Annotated in this window: 16 protein-coding genes; 14 read left to right on the forward strand and 2 right to left on the reverse strand. The window is 34.0% G+C overall.

Annotated elements, in window-relative coordinates:
- Nucleotides 1–19: 19 nt before the first annotated feature.
- From BC952_RS13370 to BC952_RS13420, 11 genes are all read left to right on the forward strand, one after another.
- Complete coding sequence (locus tag BC952_RS13370) at nucleotides 20–718, forward strand: thioredoxin domain-containing protein (RefSeq protein ID WP_121366120.1); 699 nt, start codon at nucleotides 20–22, stop codon at nucleotides 716–718.
- A gap of 7 nt (nucleotides 719–725) precedes the next feature.
- On the forward strand, nucleotides 726–1,397 hold the full coding sequence (locus BC952_RS13375; RefSeq protein ID WP_121366121.1) for a DUF2461 domain-containing protein: 672 nt from the start codon (nucleotides 726–728) through the stop codon (nucleotides 1,395–1,397).
- A 5-nt stretch (nucleotides 1,398–1,402) separates the two neighbouring features.
- Complete coding sequence (locus tag BC952_RS13380) at nucleotides 1,403–2,479, forward strand: glycosyltransferase (protein WP_121366122.1); 1,077 nt, start codon at nucleotides 1,403–1,405, stop codon at nucleotides 2,477–2,479.
- Nucleotides 2,480–2,576: 97 nt separating this feature from the next.
- Nucleotides 2,577–3,590, forward strand: a complete 1,014-nt coding sequence (gene murB / locus BC952_RS13385; protein WP_121366123.1) for a UDP-N-acetylmuramate dehydrogenase — start codon at nucleotides 2,577–2,579, stop codon at nucleotides 3,588–3,590.
- A gap of 91 nt (nucleotides 3,591–3,681) precedes the next feature.
- Nucleotides 3,682–4,296 carry an FMN-binding negative transcriptional regulator gene (locus BC952_RS13390; protein ID WP_121366124.1) on the forward strand — a complete coding sequence of 205 codons (615 nt, stop codon included), beginning with the start codon at nucleotides 3,682–3,684 and terminating at the stop codon, nucleotides 4,294–4,296.
- A gap of 86 nt (nucleotides 4,297–4,382) precedes the next feature.
- Nucleotides 4,383–5,489: a glycosyltransferase gene (locus tag BC952_RS13395; RefSeq protein WP_121366125.1), complete on the forward strand. Its 1,107-nt coding sequence runs from the start codon at nucleotides 4,383–4,385 to the stop codon at nucleotides 5,487–5,489.
- Entirely contained in the window at nucleotides 5,480–6,031 is a 552-nt protein-coding gene (locus BC952_RS13400) for an RNA polymerase sigma factor (protein WP_121366126.1), read from the forward strand. The genes BC952_RS13395 and BC952_RS13400 overlap by 10 nt, the downstream gene beginning before the upstream one ends.
- A gap of 267 nt (nucleotides 6,032–6,298) precedes the next feature.
- Nucleotides 6,299–7,120 carry an energy transducer TonB gene (locus BC952_RS13405; protein WP_121366127.1) on the forward strand — a complete coding sequence of 274 codons (822 nt, stop codon included), beginning with the start codon at nucleotides 6,299–6,301 and terminating at the stop codon, nucleotides 7,118–7,120.
- A 350-nt stretch (nucleotides 7,121–7,470) separates the two neighbouring features.
- On the forward strand, nucleotides 7,471–8,340 hold the full coding sequence (gene lipA, locus BC952_RS13410; protein WP_091171698.1) for a lipoyl synthase: 870 nt from the start codon (nucleotides 7,471–7,473) through the stop codon (nucleotides 8,338–8,340).
- A gap of 79 nt (nucleotides 8,341–8,419) precedes the next feature.
- Nucleotides 8,420–9,424 carry a type I glyceraldehyde-3-phosphate dehydrogenase gene (gap, locus tag BC952_RS13415; protein WP_121366128.1) on the forward strand — a complete coding sequence of 335 codons (1,005 nt, stop codon included), beginning with the start codon at nucleotides 8,420–8,422 and terminating at the stop codon, nucleotides 9,422–9,424.
- Nucleotides 9,425–9,439: 15 nt separating this feature from the next.
- Nucleotides 9,440–11,605, forward strand: a complete 2,166-nt coding sequence (locus BC952_RS13420) for a tetratricopeptide repeat-containing hybrid sensor histidine kinase/response regulator (RefSeq protein ID WP_121366129.1) — start codon at nucleotides 9,440–9,442, stop codon at nucleotides 11,603–11,605.
- A 2-nt stretch (nucleotides 11,606–11,607) separates the two neighbouring features.
- On the opposite strand, the gene BC952_RS13425 is transcribed toward BC952_RS13420, so the two are convergent.
- Both BC952_RS13425 and lpxK read right to left on the reverse strand, forming a co-directional pair.
- On the reverse strand, nucleotides 11,608–12,420 hold the full coding sequence (locus tag BC952_RS13425) for a purine-nucleoside phosphorylase (protein ID WP_121366130.1): 813 nt from the start codon (nucleotides 12,418–12,420) through the stop codon (nucleotides 11,608–11,610).
- Nucleotides 12,392–13,417, reverse strand: coding sequence for a tetraacyldisaccharide 4'-kinase (lpxK, locus tag BC952_RS13430; protein ID WP_121366131.1), 1,026 nt, complete (start codon nucleotides 13,415–13,417; stop codon nucleotides 12,392–12,394). The genes BC952_RS13425 and lpxK overlap by 29 nt, the downstream gene beginning before the upstream one ends.
- A 113-nt stretch (nucleotides 13,418–13,530) precedes the next feature.
- Here lpxK and BC952_RS13435 point away from each other — a divergent pair, with 113 nt between their 5' ends.
- From BC952_RS13435 to BC952_RS13445, 3 genes are read left to right on the forward strand one after another with little or no spacing between them, the layout of a single operon-like run.
- Nucleotides 13,531–14,625, forward strand: coding sequence for a Nif3-like dinuclear metal center hexameric protein (locus tag BC952_RS13435; RefSeq protein ID WP_121366132.1), 1,095 nt, complete (start codon nucleotides 13,531–13,533; stop codon nucleotides 14,623–14,625).
- Between the two features lie 3 nt (nucleotides 14,626–14,628).
- Complete coding sequence (locus BC952_RS13440) at nucleotides 14,629–15,408, forward strand: zinc ribbon domain-containing protein (protein ID WP_091171710.1); 780 nt, start codon at nucleotides 14,629–14,631, stop codon at nucleotides 15,406–15,408.
- Nucleotides 15,409–15,447: 39 nt separating this feature from the next.
- Nucleotides 15,448–16,296 (forward strand): alpha/beta fold hydrolase, encoded by an 849-nt coding sequence (locus tag BC952_RS13445; protein ID WP_121366133.1) that lies wholly within the window; start codon nucleotides 15,448–15,450, stop codon nucleotides 16,294–16,296.
- The last annotated feature ends 60 nt before the right edge of the window (nucleotides 16,297–16,356 follow it).

Below are 16,356 nucleotides of genomic sequence, written 5' to 3' on the forward strand. Positions count from 1 at the left end.
AAATTTAAATCAAATTACAATGAAATTCAGTTCAATATTCCTATTAATCATATCTTTTGCTTTTTTGTCTTGTAACGGACAAGTCTCAAAAGAAAGCCAAACTATCGATGCAAAAGCATTTAGCGAAAAAATTGCAGCAACACCAAATCCACAAATTCTGGATGTACGAACGCCTGCGGAATTTTCGTCAGATCATATCGACAAAGCCGTCAATGTAGATTGGCTCGGAGACAACTTTGTTGCAGGAACCGAAAAACTGGACAAAACAAAACCTGTTTTCGTGTATTGTAAAAGCGGTGGGAGAAGTCAAAGTGCCGTTAAAAAACTGGAAGAACTTGGCTTTAAAAACGTTTACCAATTACAAGGCGGAATTTTAAAATGGGACGCTGCAGGACTGTCTAAACCAAGCAACAAAATCACAGGAATGACGTTGCAGGACTACAATAAATTAGTAGACTCTGATAAAAAAGTATTGGTTAGTTTTTATGCAGAATGGTGTGCACCATGCAAAAAAATGACACCTTACATCACAAAAATGCAAACTGAACTAGCAGATAGCGTAACTATCATTCGATTGGATGCGGATAAAAACAAAACCTTAATGACCGAAATGAAAATCAGTGAACTTCCTACTATATTATTGTATGAAAAAGCAGCAGTAAAATGGAGAAAATCCGGTTTCATAAGCGAAGAAGAATTAAGAAAACAAATACAATAGTACAAAGATGCTTTCAAAAGAAACACTGCAATTTCTGGATGATTTAAAAGCCAATAACAACCGGGACTGGTTTTTAGAAAATAAAAAACGCTACGAAGCTTTCAAGAAAGATTACCAACAATTAGTTGCTGATTTACTGGATGCCATGAAACCGCTTGATCCATCGCTGGAAATGCTGGAAGTTAAAAATTGTACGTTCAGAATCAATCGCGACATTCGGTTTTCTAAGGACAAAACGCCTTACAAATCGCACTTGGGAATCTGGCTTTCGTCTGGTGCCAAAGGACTGAATCGTTCCGGTTATTACATTCACTTAGAAAAAGGAGCCAGTTTTATTGCAGGCGGATTATATTGTCCGGAATCCGATGACTTAAAAAAAATGCGCAAAGAAATTGCCTATTTCCATGATGATCTGGAAGCTATTCTTGAGGAAAAAGATTTCAAAAGAGAATTTGGTGATTTTGATAGAAATGAAAAAGATACTTTAAAAAACCCGCCAAGAGGCTATGACAAAGAACATCCGGCGATAGAATTATTAAAACTAAAGAGTTTTGAATCTTCACAGAAAATTGAGTTTTCAGCTGCTGCAAAAAAAGATTTTGTTGCCGTAATGAGCCAGAAACTGATTGTGCTAAAACCATTAAACGATTTCATCAATCGAGCCTTAACTTCCGAGTAATTCAAATGATATCGACAAAAAAGAGAAGGATACTTTTTTTGGGAGAAACCTACAGAGTCGATGCCATCACGTGGATAAATGGCCTTAAGGAATTTGGCGATTTTGATATTATCACTTGGGAATTAAAAACATCAAATAGTGGTATTTTTAACCGAATAAAGAGAATTTTCGAATTCAGTCTCGCTTTTTTTAAAATCAAAAAAATAATCCAACGGCAAAAACCGGATATGATTATTGCAGAAAGAACCACCAGTTATGGGTTCCTTGCTGCAATATCTGGTGTAAAACCAGTTGCTATAGCACAACAAGGCAGAACTGATTTGTGGCCTGAAAAATCAATTTCACTGCCGTTAAAAAAACTTATTCAGCATTACGCTTTCAAAAAAGCAGATTTAATCCATGCCTGGGGACCTGTGATGACTATTTCTATGACCGAGTCCAATGTTGATATGACTAAAGTTTTGGTTTTACCTAAGGGAATTAATTTAACTCTATTTGGAGCTGAAAATAATGACAATCCCGAAAAAATTTGCGCTATTGTGACGCGTTCTTTATCGCCAGAATACCGTCATGACATTATTTTGAAATCATTTGCAATTTTAAACCAAAAGGGAATTGATTTCACACTTACCATTATAGGTGATGGGGCTCAACTTTCTAAATTGAAAGATTTAGCAAAAGAGTTAGACATTAAAAACAAAATTAACTTTACTGGAAGAATTCCAAATACAGCATTGCCAAAGCTATTGCAACAAGCCAACATTTACATTAGTATGCCAATAACCGAAGGGGTTTCAGCTTCCTTATTTGAAGCGATGGCTACCAATTGCTATCCAATTGTAAGTGACATTGCAGGAAATCAAAGCTGGATTGAGCATAGAAAAAATGGTCAATTGATTCCAATTGACGATTATGAAAAGCTTGCAGAAGAATTAATCTGGTCCTTTGAGAATACAGAACACAGAAAACAAGCCGTTTCTAAAAACAGAAAATTTGTTGAAAAAAATGTGGATTACAGTATTAATATGAAGATTATTGCCGACAAATACCATCACTTAATTGATGGATCAAAAGCAGAATAAGCTGTTTTAGAATTAATAGATTTTGCATGATCAAACAACCAATTTATAATTCTTACTTTTGACACGACATTAAACAATTCAAAAAGCACTTTCTTTTATGGAAATAGTACCTGATTTCTCTCTAAAAAAATACAATACTTTTGGCATTGAAGCCAAAGCAAAACAGTTCGTTGCTGTACATTCTGTACAGGAATTGAAAACTGTTTTACAAGAAAATAAAACTACTCAAAAATTTATTTTAGGCGGCGGAAGTAACATGCTTTTGACAAAAGACATTGGTGCGCTTGTCATTCATATCGATTTGAAAGGCAAGAAAATTATTGAAGAAAATAATAATTTTGTCTGGGTCGAAAGTCAAGCTGGCGAAAGCTGGCATGAATTTGTGCTTTGGACCATTGACCAAAATTTTGGTGGTTTAGAAAACATGTCCCTAATTCCAGGAAACGTTGGAACAACGCCGGTCCAAAACATCGGAGCTTATGGCACCGAAATAAAAGACACTTTTGTTTCCTGTGAAGCAATGACGATAGAAAGTCAGGAAATGAAAACGTTTGCAAAGGACGAATGCCATTTTGGATACCGAGAAAGCATTTTTAAAAACGAAGCAAAAAATCAATACATTATTACTTCGGTTGTTTTTAAATTGACAAAAACAAATCATAAAATCAATACTTCTTACGGAGACATTTCATCTGAATTAGCCAAAAATAACATCACAAATCCTAGTTTAAAGGACGTGAGTAATGCCGTAATTGCAATTCGACAAAGCAAATTACCCGATCCAAAAGAACTGGGAAACAGTGGTAGTTTTTTTAAAAATCCAATTTTACTGAAATCGGATTTCGAAAAAATTCATCAGCAATTTCCCGATATGAAATATTTTGATATTTCTGAAACCGAAGTAAAAGTCCCTGCAGGCTGGCTAATTGAACAAGCCGGTTTCAAAGGAAAACGTTTTGGTGATGCCGGAATCCATAAAAACCAAGCTTTGGTTTTAGTGAATTATGGAAATGCGACCGGTCAGGAAATTTTGAATGTTTCTAAGGATATTCAGGATACTATTTTTAAAACCTTTGGCATCCATATCGAAGCCGAAGTGAATGTAATTTAATAAAAAAATGTTAGACTCCTTATATTATTAGACAACTTATTGATTCGTTTTATCTTTAATTCTAATAGTACTAAATCTAAGTTATCAAACCATGTATACTCCAGAAATCTATAAAAACGAGAATCAGGAAGAAATAAAAAAATTTCTGCTAGAAAACAGCTTTGGTATTCTAATCAATCAAACTAACGGGAAATTGTGTGCCACACACATTCCTTTAGAACTGGAAATCAACAGCGAAGGCAAGGAAATCTTGTATGGACACCTTTCTAAAGAAAACCCACAATGGAATGGTTTCTTAGACAATGACCAAATTTTAGCAGTATTTTCAGGGCCCCACAGTTATATTTCTTCTTCTTGGTACGATCATGAAAATGTTCCAACATGGAATTACATTGCCGTACATGTGTACGGAAAAGTCAAAATTATTGAAGGAGAAGCCGTCATCGAATCCTTAAAAAAACTCGTGGATAAGTATGAGCAAAATTTAGAAAATCCGGTCCGAATAGAGGATTTATCTAAGAAAACAATGATGCAATCCCGAGGTATTGTAGCATTTGAAATTGAAATTACTGAAATCCAAGCCACAAAAAAAATATCCCAAAACAGAGACCAAAAAAATCATCAAAACATCATTACTGAGCTAGAAAAAGTCAATACAAATCAGTCCATTTCTATTGCGAATGAGATGAAGAAATGTCCAATATAAATTCTTTCGAAATTCACAGATTCTATTTAACAATTCACAATTCTATTCATACCTTTGCACTCGATTTAAAAACTCATTAAACTCAGATGCTTATACTAATTCTTTACTTTTTTATTTTTATTGTTATTGTTCAAATTTCGTATTATCTAGGTGTTTTTGGAAAATTTGCTTTCGCTAAAGCGCAAAAAATAACACCAAAAAGAATTCCGATTTCGGTGATTGTTTGTGCCAAAAATGAAGAGGAAAATGTCGCTAAATTTATTCCTTTGCTTGCAGAACAAAACTATCCTGATTTTGAAATTGTACTGATTGACGATGCATCAAGTGATAGTACTTTGGATATTTTTGAAGATTTTGAAAAGCAATATCCCAATGTTCGTTTGGTAAAAGTGGAGAACAACGAAGCTTTTTGGGGAAACAAAAAATACGCTTTGACATTAGGAATAAAAGCTGCCAAAAAAGAGTATTTATTATTCACTGATGCTGATTGTTACCCCACTTCGAAAGAATGGATTACAGCTATGAGCTCTCAATTTACTATGCAAAAAACAATCGTTTTGGGTTATGGTAAATATGAAAAAATTCCTAATTCATTCCTGAATAAAATAATTCGTTTTGAAACTTTACTAACGGCAATCCAGTATTTTTCATGGGCAAAAATCGGACATCCATACATGGGCGTTGGAAGAAATTTAGCGTATAAAAAAGAAGAATTTTTCAATGTAAATGGATTCATCGAACACATGCAAATTCGTTCTGGAGATGATGATTTATTTATAAACCAAGCTGCAAAAGCTAAAAATACAACTATTGCCTACACACCCGAAAGTTTTACGCTTTCTAAACCAAAAACAACCTACAAAGACTGGTTGATCCAAAAAAGAAGGCATATTGCCACGGCAAATTATTACAAACCTCTAGATAAATTACAATTAGGAGCATTCTATTGTTCGCAATTACTATTTATTTTATTACCCATTATATTGTTAGCCTTTCAATTTCAATGGATATTAGTTTTAAGTTTAATCGCATTGCGCTATCTTGTGGCATGGATTGTGGTAGGATTTTCGGCAGGTAAACTTAAAGAAAATGACATTAAATTCTGGTTTCCTATAGTTGAGATAGTACTTATCTTAACACAAATCAATATCTTTATAACTAATATATTCTCAAAACCGGTACATTGGAAATAAACAAACAAATAGAAAAAGCAAAACAAGGCGATCAGGTTGCCTTTACTTTTCTATTGGATTATTATTGGAATGAAGTGTATGGTTTTATGCTGAAACGCACCGAAAACGAAACCAATGCCGAGGATATTACCATCGAAACGTTCTCGAAAGCTTTTGATAAAATAGTCACTTACAACTCAGAATTCCAGTTCAACACTTGGCTTATTGCTATTGCAAAAAACGTACACATCGATTTATTACGAAAAAAGAAATCAAGTCTTTTTGTCGAAATTACTGATGAACAAAACCTGCAAGCCTACAATATTGCCGACACTACTCCATCTGCAGAAGATGAATTGATTACCGAACAAAATCTTTCTCGGTTACTGCAATTCATCAAAGAATTGAAACCACATTATCAAGAAGTGATTCAGTTGCGCTATTTCCAGGAAATGAGTTACCAAGAAATAGCCAATAAAATTGACGAACCTTTGAGTAATGTGAAGATTAAGTTGCTTCGCGCCAAAAAACTTCTGGCAGAAATCATTCAGAATAGAAGGTAGCTTTATTTTTAACAAAATAATAAAGCTATTTACACACGCAACAAAGCGCATTCATTGATCTGGATGCGCTTTTTTTTGTGAATATCTAGCCCTAAAACCAATAAAACAAACAATTAATTATCATAAAAGTTAAATAAATAAACATAACACAACTAAAATCAAAAATAATTATTAAATTTATATACTAAAAATCTTATTTTACACGTTATAAAATAAAAACAGCTCTGCTTATGATTTAATTGTACTTAACCTCTAAATCCATAAATTATGTCAAAATTAAGCATTTACGAAACCGGTTGGATTAACCTTGTCTTTCAAGACCGAAACAAAGAATATGGTGCGTATCAATTACGCCAGGAAAGCACTAAAACGGCAGTAACAGCACTTTTTGTGGGTGTATTATTTTTATCAGCGGCTTTAAGTATTCCCGTAATTATTACCTATTTGAACCCCAATAAAGGAATCACAATAAGCATTCCTGAACTTACAAATACTGTCGTCCAACTTACCAATATAATTCCGAATCAGCTTGAGCCCAAAAAAGCCCTTCCTGAGATAAAAACCAAAGTTGTTGATGTCCCAGTTGAAAGTAAACAACTTGTTAATCCTATGATTGTTAAGACTTCACAAGCAAATCAAGATATTGCAAAAAACACCGACAATACTAGCGTAACAAATACAACCACTGAAGGAACTGGAACTATAGGAATTAATCCAACTTCTTCTTCGGGAACAGGAACTGAAACCGTAACGCCAGTTGATCTTGGAAATACTATTGTCAATAGTGTTGCTCTGGATAAACTCCCTGAATTCCCCGGCGGAATTAATAAGTTCTATAACTATGTGGGCAATAATTTTGAGAAACAAGAAATAGACGGTAGCGGTTCGATTCGAGTATATGTTTCTTTTGTAATTGAAAGAGACGGCAGCATGACTGACATACAAGTGAAAAGAGACCCTGGTTATGGCTTGGGAAAAGAAGCCGTTCGTGTGTTAAAATCCTTGAAAACAAAATGGTCTCCGGGAATGATTGCCGGGAAAGCAGTACGAACTTCCTATAGCCTTCCTATTACAGTACAGATGAATTAAATATAAAAGAAAAGCTTCAATTAATTTTGAAGCTTTTCTTTTTAATATCTTTTTATTTTTTTTTCTTTTTAACCTAAAAACAACAAAAAGCTCTAATCTAGTCCTGACTACTTCACAAAACCTTTATTACACATAGGAGGTTAAGTGAATTTCATTTGCATGGTGTCCTATACTGTCATTGTAAGGAGAGTAGCAGTCAGCGTGGATATAACGAAAAGCAGAACGACTATTCCCTAAAAACAAGCAAACATTCTGCTCCTAAAGCATCCGTTTCTATTTCTTCAAATAAACAAATAAAGGAATCCACAAATAAACTACATTCCTTATCTTTGTGCTCTGAAAATTGATATATGGAAACTGTTTTAGAAAATACTTTACCTGTAGGAAAACCGAAATGGCTGAAGGTAAAACTCCCAATTGGACAAAAATATACAGAACTTCGCGGCTTAGTTGATAAATATAGTTTGAACACGATTTGTACTTCGGGAAGTTGCCCGAACATGGGTGAATGCTGGGGCGAAGGAACGGCAACATTCATGATTTTAGGAAATGTATGTACGCGCTCTTGTGGTTTTTGTGGTGTTAAAACCGGAAGGCCTGAAACTGTGGATTGGGATGAGCCTGAAAAAGTGGCGCGTTCTATAAAAATTATGAACATCAAACATGCCGTAATTACTAGCGTTGACAGAGATGATTTAAAAGATGGTGGTTCTATCATTTGGATTGAAACCGTAAAAGCCATTCGCAGAATGAACCCAAATACAACGCTGGAAACTCTGATTCCTGATTTTCAAGGTATCGAAAGAAATATTGATAGAATCGTGGAAGCGAATCCGGAAGTGGTTTCGCATAATGTAGAAACCGTTCGCAGATTGACACGCGAAGTACGAATTCAGGCAAAATACGACCGAAGTCTGGAAGTGTTGCGTTATTTAAAAGAAAAAGGAATCAACAGAACAAAGTCGGGAATTATGCTTGGTCTTGGCGAACAAGAGGAAGAAGTGTATCAAACGATGCGAGATTTGCGTGAAGCCAATGTAGATATTGTAACGATAGGTCAATACTTGCAACCGAGTAAAAAACACTTGCCAGTGAAGGAATTTATAACCCCGGAACAATTTGCAAAATACGAGCAATTTGGTTTGGAATTAGGATTCCGCCACGTAGAAAGCGGACCATTGGTTCGTTCCTCTTACAAAGCACAAAAACATATATTGTAGTCGAATGTTGTAAAGTCAGAAAGTCGAAAGGCTTGATATTTTGACTTTCTGACTTTGATACTTTAAGACTTTAAGACTTATGATAAGAATTGCCATAAATGGTTTTGGAAGAATCGGCAGGAATTTATTCCGATTACTTTTAAACCATCCCTCAATAGAAGTTGTTGCCATAAATGATATTGCTGATAAAAAAACAATGGCGCATTTAGTGAAATACGACAGTATTCACGGCGTTTTACCTTTTACAGTAAGCGATGATGAGAAAGGAATTCTGGTAGATGGAAAACATTTTTTATTTTTTCACGAAAAAAATATTTCAAATCTGGATTGGAAAAGTCTAGACATTGATTATGTGGTAGAATCTACCGGGAAATACAAGACTTTTGAAGAACTCAATTCCCACATTATTGCTGGGGCAAAAAAAGTGATTCTCTCCGCACCATCAGAAGTTGACACTATAAAAACGGTAGTTCTTGGTGTAAATGACTTTATTCTTGACGGTACTGAAACCATAATTTCGAATGCTAGTTGCACCACAAATAATGCCGCACCAATGATTAAAGTAATCAATGAACTTTGTGGTATAGAACAGGCGTACATCACTACAATTCATTCCTACACGACCGACCAAAGCCTACACGACCAGCCTCATAAAGATTTACGTCGCGCACGCGGTGCCAGTCAATCTATCGTACCTACAACAACAGGAGCGGCAAAAGCTTTAACAAAAATATTTACTGAGTTTGAAGGTAAAATTGGGGGTTGTGGTATACGAGTACCGGTTCCTGATGGTTCTTTGACTGATATTACTTTCAATGTAAAACGCGCCGTTACAATTGATGAGATTAATGCCGCTTTCAAAATTGCCTCACAAACAAATTTGAAAGGTATTTTAGATTATACCGAAGACCCAATAGTTTCTGTTGATGTGATTGGCAATAAAAATTCATGTATATTTGATGCACAACTCACTTCTGTAATCGATAAAATGGTAAAAGTAGTTGGCTGGTATGATAATGAAATAGGATATTCATCAAGAATAATTGATTTAATTCTTTTGACAAACATGAAACACAACCAATAAAAAAATCGGCTACGAATGAAATATTTTTTCGTTTATGTACTTTTTTTTAATATGTTACTGTACTCTCAACCCAATGAGAAAACAGATAGCACTGCTTATTACAGCAGTTTGAGTAACTCCAATATTCAAAATAACAATTATAAAAATGCATTGTTATATACTCAAAAAGCCATTCTTTATGCTACGAAAAATAAAAACATTAAAGACCAAGCACATCAAAACTTAAACCTCGGCGAAATATATTATAGTTTAAAAAAATATGATGACGCCATCGAATCTTTTCTCAAAAGCGCTACACTACTTAAAAATTTTGACCCCACTCCAGATCATGCTGCTGTATATTACCATCTTGGCTCCTGTCACATGAAAAAAGAAAATTTTGACAGTGCTTCAATATACTTTCAAAGAGCCAAATCTATAAATGACATATTAAAAATTCCCGATACTGCTGAATTATTCAATCTCCAGAAAGGGCTGATTTATAAATCAAAAAACAAATTAAGTTCAGCTTTATCCGTTTTCAAAACCATAATAGCAAAACCTAATACTCTGAATTTATTGAATACCAAAGCAGAGGCATTATATCAAATTGGAAGCATTGAGGCGACTAAAAATAGAAATAATTTAGCATTAAACTATCTCAATAAAGCGTTACAATTAAATAGTAAAACACAAAATCCAGAACAAAAATCTAACATCTTGCTTGCCCTGAGTTCCATTTATGAAAAAATGTTAGATAAAAACAATGCTTATTCCTATTTAAAACAACACCTTAATCTGAAAGAGAGTATCACGATTTTGAACAATGAAAGACTCGGGATTGATGACTATCAAAAGTTTAAAGCTACCGAAAGGTTAAAGGAAATTGCCCAAACCAATTATGAAAACAAGGAGCAAGAAAAAGCGAGTAAATTTTCTAAACTGATTAGTATCCTTGCTATTGCGTTGATTTCTATTTTATCTTTATTAAGTTTGTCTTTATACAAAAATAACATCATCCGAAATCAGTCCAATTTATTGTTAAAAGAAAAAAATAAAGAATTAGAAGTTGCGAAAGACAAAGCCGAAAAAGCTTCGAAAGCAAGATCCGAATTTCTATCAACCGTTAGTCATGAACTTCGTACGCCTTTGAATGCCATTAACGGAATCACTCACTTATTATTAGAAGAAAACCCCAAGAAAACACAAATAGACTATTTGTCTTCTTTAAAATTTTCAGGCGATTATTTAACAAAATTTATTAATGAGATTTTAGAAATCAATAAAATCGAATCCAATAAATTTGAAATCGAATATACCAGTTTCAACCTAAAACAACTTTTGATAAACATTCAAAATTCGCTAAAAGAATTGGCTTTCATAAACAACAATAATTTTACACTGGAAATAGACCATGCTATTCCTGACTATTTGATTGGAGATCCTACGAAACTATCGCAAATCATATTGAATTTAATCAATAATGCCTTGAAATTTACTAAAAACGGGGATGTAAATATGGTAGCTAAACTCGAAAATTTAGAAGATGAAAACACGACATTGTATTTTGAAATAACAGATACCGGAATTGGGATTCCAGAAGATAAATTAGTTAGTGTTTTTGACAGCTTTTCTCAAGGTTCGATAGAAGTTAATCGCAAATACGGTGGCACTGGATTAGGATTAACCATTGTAAAAAAATTAATTAAAATTCTTGGAGGTCAAATAAAACTAACAAGTGTTGTAGGCCAAGGCTCGAAATTTTCATTTGAATTGGCATTTAAAATAAGTGAACAAACTTTACCCGTCGAAAAAACTACAAAAATAGATTACGATTCTAAATTGTTAAACAAAAAAATCCTTTTAGTTGAGGATAATAGAATCAATCAAATGATTACTAAGAAAATGCTTCTCAATAAAAAAATAATTTGTGAGGTAATTGATAATGGTGAAGATGCTATTGATTTAGTACGAAAAAACAAATTTGATCTTGTTCTTATGGACGTTCATTTGCCGGGTATCAATGGAACTATTGCTACAGAACTCATTCGAACATTTGACTTAAACACGCCTATTATTGCGCTTACTGCTATCTCATTGCATGAAAATCGCGACATGCTATTATCATTTGGTATGAACGATGTAATTACTAAACCGTTCATACCAGAAGAATTTTACACTACCATTGCTGAATATATTTAGATTTAATAATTCAGAATCAATTTCTTTATAAGGCTTCTCACTTTTGGTTCCGCCTCTTTAGCTGCTTCCAAAACCTCGTCATGTGAGATTGTTCCAATACTTTCTTCGTTACCCATATCAGTAATTACCGAAATTCCAAAAGTTTCCATATCCATGTGACGTGCAACAATTACTTCGGGAACGGTTGACATTCCCACACAATCAGCGCCCAGGATTTTCACCATTTTGTATTCAGCTAAAGTTTCAAAAGTTGGACCTTGTAAACCAAGATAAATTCCTTCATGAACCTCGATATTCAATTCTTTAGCTAATTCAGTTACTTTGGCAATCATCTTTCTCGAATATGGTTCGCTCATATTTACAAAACGTGGTCCAAAACGTTCGTCATTTTTTCCACGCAAAGGATGTTCCGGCGTCATATTGATATGATCCGTAATCATAACAATAGAACCTACTTTATAACTTGGATTTACACCACCTGACGCATTTGAAACTACCAGTTTCTCCACACCTAAAAATTTCATCACTCTTACCGGAAAAGTAACTTCGGTCATCGAATAGCCTTCATAAAAATGAAAACGTCCTTGCATTGCAACAACTTTCTTGTCTCCTATTGTTCCAAAAACTAATGCGCCTTTGTGCCCTTGCACTGTAGATACTGGGAAATTTGGAATTTCATTGTAAGGCAGCGTAAATTCTACTTTCATTTCGTCCGTAAAACTCCCTAATCCTGAACCTAAGATTACACCATATTCTGGAATAAAATCAATCCTTTCCTTAATATAACTAACGGTTTCTTGTACTTGTTCCCACATAATCTAAAATTGTTTTATTAAAATTTTCACTTCCTGAAATGAAAGAGCTTTGTATTGACAAATAGAAAAGTTGTTCGTTTGGCAAACTTCCCTTTAACCGTACATAATCTTTTTCGGTAGTGATAATAATGTTGTTTTGAGCTAAATTTTTAATTTCTAAAATGTCTTTATCGGTAAAATTATGATGATCTGGAAAAGACAAATAGACATCATTTGAGTTTTGCAAATAGGAAAAAAATGGTTCCGGCTTTGCAATTCCTGCTACCAATACTTTAGCAGCATATTGAACTTCTTCAACCTTTATCTTTCGGTTTTCTCCATAAATACAATTATCGTATGCTATAAAAGTAAAGTATAATTCTTGGCCTTTCGAAAGTTTTAGTCTCTTTCTAATGTCATCCTGTTCCTCGAATGAAAGATTAAAAGGACATTTAGTTACAATAATCACGTTCGCTCTATCTGCTCCACTTCTGCTTTCACGTAAATTTCCGGTTGGCAACATAAAATCATCCGAATACAAATCGCCGTACGAAGTGAGTAAAATGTAAAAACCCGCTTTTACTTTTCGGTGTTGAAAAGCGTCATCAAGCAAGATAATTTCTGGTTTTTCTGTTTGCGAAAGCAATTGTTCTATCCCGTTTTTTCTATCGGCATCAACTGCAACTTGTATCGATGGAAATTTCTGAAAAAACTGGAACGGTTCATCACCAATAGTTGCGGCATTTGAATTGGCATCCGCCAAAATAAAACCTTTCGATTGTCTTTTATAACCTCTGCTTAATGTGGCAACTTTATATTTATCCGAAAGCAAACGAATCAAATATTCGATTTGTGGCGTCTTTCCGGTTCCGCCAACACTAAGATTACCAACAGCAATAATTGGTAAATCAAATGAATAGGATTTTAAAACTCCTTTGTCGAAAAGAAAATTCCGAATACTCGTTATGAGACCATATAATATGGCAAACGGAAACAGTAATTTTCGGAGTAAATTCATTTTACGAAAGTAGAATAAATTATCTTTGATTTAAAATTTTGTTTCTTTTGTTTATTGTTTAAAGTTGATCAAACGTTAAACTTTAAATCTTAGACTTTAAACTAAAATAAAACATGAAAATCAAAGAAATAATTTCCGTGCTTGAAGAAATGGCGCCACTCGCCTATGCTGAAGATTTTGATAATGTCGGGTTATTGGTTGGTGATCAAGATGTGGCATCAACTGGAATATTGGTTTGCCATGATGCATTAGAAAATATAATTGACGAAGCGATTGCAAAAAATTGCAATCTTGTGGTTTGTTTTCATCCGATATTATTTTCTGGTTTGAAAAAAATAACGGGGAAAAATTATGTGGAACGAGCCGTTATTAAAGCCATAAAAAATGACATTGCCATTTATGCCGTTCACACCGCTCTTGACAACCATCATGAAGGCGTGAATAAAATATTCAGTGATGCATTAGGATTGGTAAATACTAAAATCCTGGTTCCCAAACTAAATTTCATTCGGAAATTGGTGACGTACACGATTCCTGAAAATGCTGAAGAGGTGCGAAATGCGCTATTTGATGCTGGCGCGGGAACCATTGGCAACTATGAAAATTGCAGTTTCAATTCGAAAGGAATTGGAACATATATGGGAAATGAACACAGCAATCCGCAAGTTGGAGAGCGTTTTGAGTTTGTTCAGGGAGACGAAATTAAAATTGAAGTCACTTTCGAAAAGCATTTGGAAAACAAAATCCTGAAAGCCTTATTCAAAAGCCACGCTTACGAAGAAGTCGCATACGAGATTTATGAGTTGCAAAACCAACATCAAAATATTGGTTTGGGAATGATTGGAGAATTAAAAAATCCGATGAGTGAAAAAGAATTTCTACTTTTTGCAAAAGAAAAAATGCAATGTGGCGGAATTCGACATTCGAACTTTATTGGAAAGGAAATTAAAAAAGTAGCCGTTCTTGGCGGAGCAGGAAGTTTTGCAATAAAAAATGCTATTCAGGCGGGAGCAGATGCGTATTTGACTGCTGATTTGAAATATCATCAGTTTTATGAAGCAGAAAACAAGTTGCTTTTGGCCGATATTGGACATTTTGAAAGCGAACGCTATACAAAAAATTATATTGTAGAGTATCTTCGGAAAAAAATCCTTAATTTTGCAGTTATTTTATCAGAAGAAAATTCAAATCCAGTTAAGTACTTATAGAATATGGCGAATACGAAAGAATTAAGTGTTGAGGACAAGTTAAGAGCAATTTACGATTTACAACTTATTGACTCTAGAATTGACGAAATCAGAAACGTAAGAGGAGAACTTCCTTTAGAAGTAGAAGATTTAGAAGATGAAGTGGCTGGTTTAAGCACACGTTCAGAAAAATTGAAAGGAGAACTTGAAGTTATCGAGGATCTAATCAAATCAAAAAAGAATGCAATTGATGAGCACAAAGAAGCTATCAAAAAATATACTAAGCAACAAGAAACTGTTCGTAACAACAGAGAATTTAATTCGTTGACTAAAGAAATTGAATTTCAAGAATTAGAAATTCAATTGTCAGAAAAGCAAATTAAAGAAATGAAAGCTTCTATCGAACACAAGAAAGAAGTAATTTCAAGTTCTAAAGAAAGATTAGAAGCAAAATCAAATCACTTAAAGCACAAAAAATCAGAGTTAGACGCTATCATGGCTGAAACTGCTAAAGAAGAAGCATTCTTGTCTGAGAAATCAGCAGAATTTCAAGCTTTAATTGAAGAAAGATTATTGAAAGCTTATACAAGAATCAGAAGTAGCGTTCGTAATGGTTTAGCTGTAGTTTCTATCGAAAGAGGAGCTTCTGCAGGATCATTCTTCACTATTCCACCACAGACACAAGTAGAAATTGCTTCCAGAAAGAAAATCATTACTGACGAACACTCCGGAAGAATATTAGTCGACAGCTCATTGGCTGACGAAGAAAAAGAGAAAATGGAACAATTGTTTTCTAAATTCTAATTACATTTAAGTCCCGATACACATCGGGACTTTTTTTTTATGAAAAAAATAGTATTTTTTATATTCACTAAATCTATTGGTTTATACATTAACCTTTTGAGTTTTGTATTTCCAAAAAAAGCATCGCAACTGGCGTATGGTTTTTTTAGTGAACCTCGAGAAGGGAAATTATCTAAAGACAAACTTCCGGGAATTCTGCAAAAAGCACAGTCCGAAATGTTCCAACTTCAAGAAGATTCCTTTCATACCTATACATGGAAAGGAAATGACACTGTTATACTTTTGGTTCACGGCTGGGAAAGCAACGCTTCTCGCTGGGAAAATTTACTCCCATATCTTAAAAAATCTGGAAGCACCATCATTGCCATCGACGGCCCGGCTCACGGGTTATCCAGCGGAAAAGAATTCAACATTCCCCAATACGCTGAATTTATTCATGTTGCTGTACAAAAATTTAAACCACAATATCTTATCGGTCATTCTATAGGTGGAAAAACGTGTTTGTATTATCAATCCGTTTATCAAAATGATGCTTTAAAAAAAATGGTGATATTGGGAGCACCAAGTGATTTCAAAATTATATTGAACAATTACATTACATTATTAAGCTTGAATAGTAAAATTTCAAAGTCTTTGGAGGCGCATTATCTTAATAATTTCAAATTGAGCTTGGAACAGTTTTCCGGTAAAATATTTGCTTCAAAATTAAATATAAAAGGATTAATCGCCCACGACATTGACGACACCGTAGTTTTATTCGAAGAAGGAAAAAAAATTGCAGGAGCTTGGAAAAATGTAATTTTCATTGAGACTAAAGGCTTAGGTCATAGCATGCACGACGATGAGTTGTATAAAAAAGTATCTCGTTTTTTATTTGAAGAAAAATAGATTTCTTAGCTAATATGAACTTCTGAATTAAATCTAAGAAGACTAAATACAATCCATCGA

Source organism: Flavobacterium limicola (assembly GCF_003634755.1).
Lineage (GTDB): Bacteria > Bacteroidota > Bacteroidia > Flavobacteriales > Flavobacteriaceae > Flavobacterium > Flavobacterium limicola.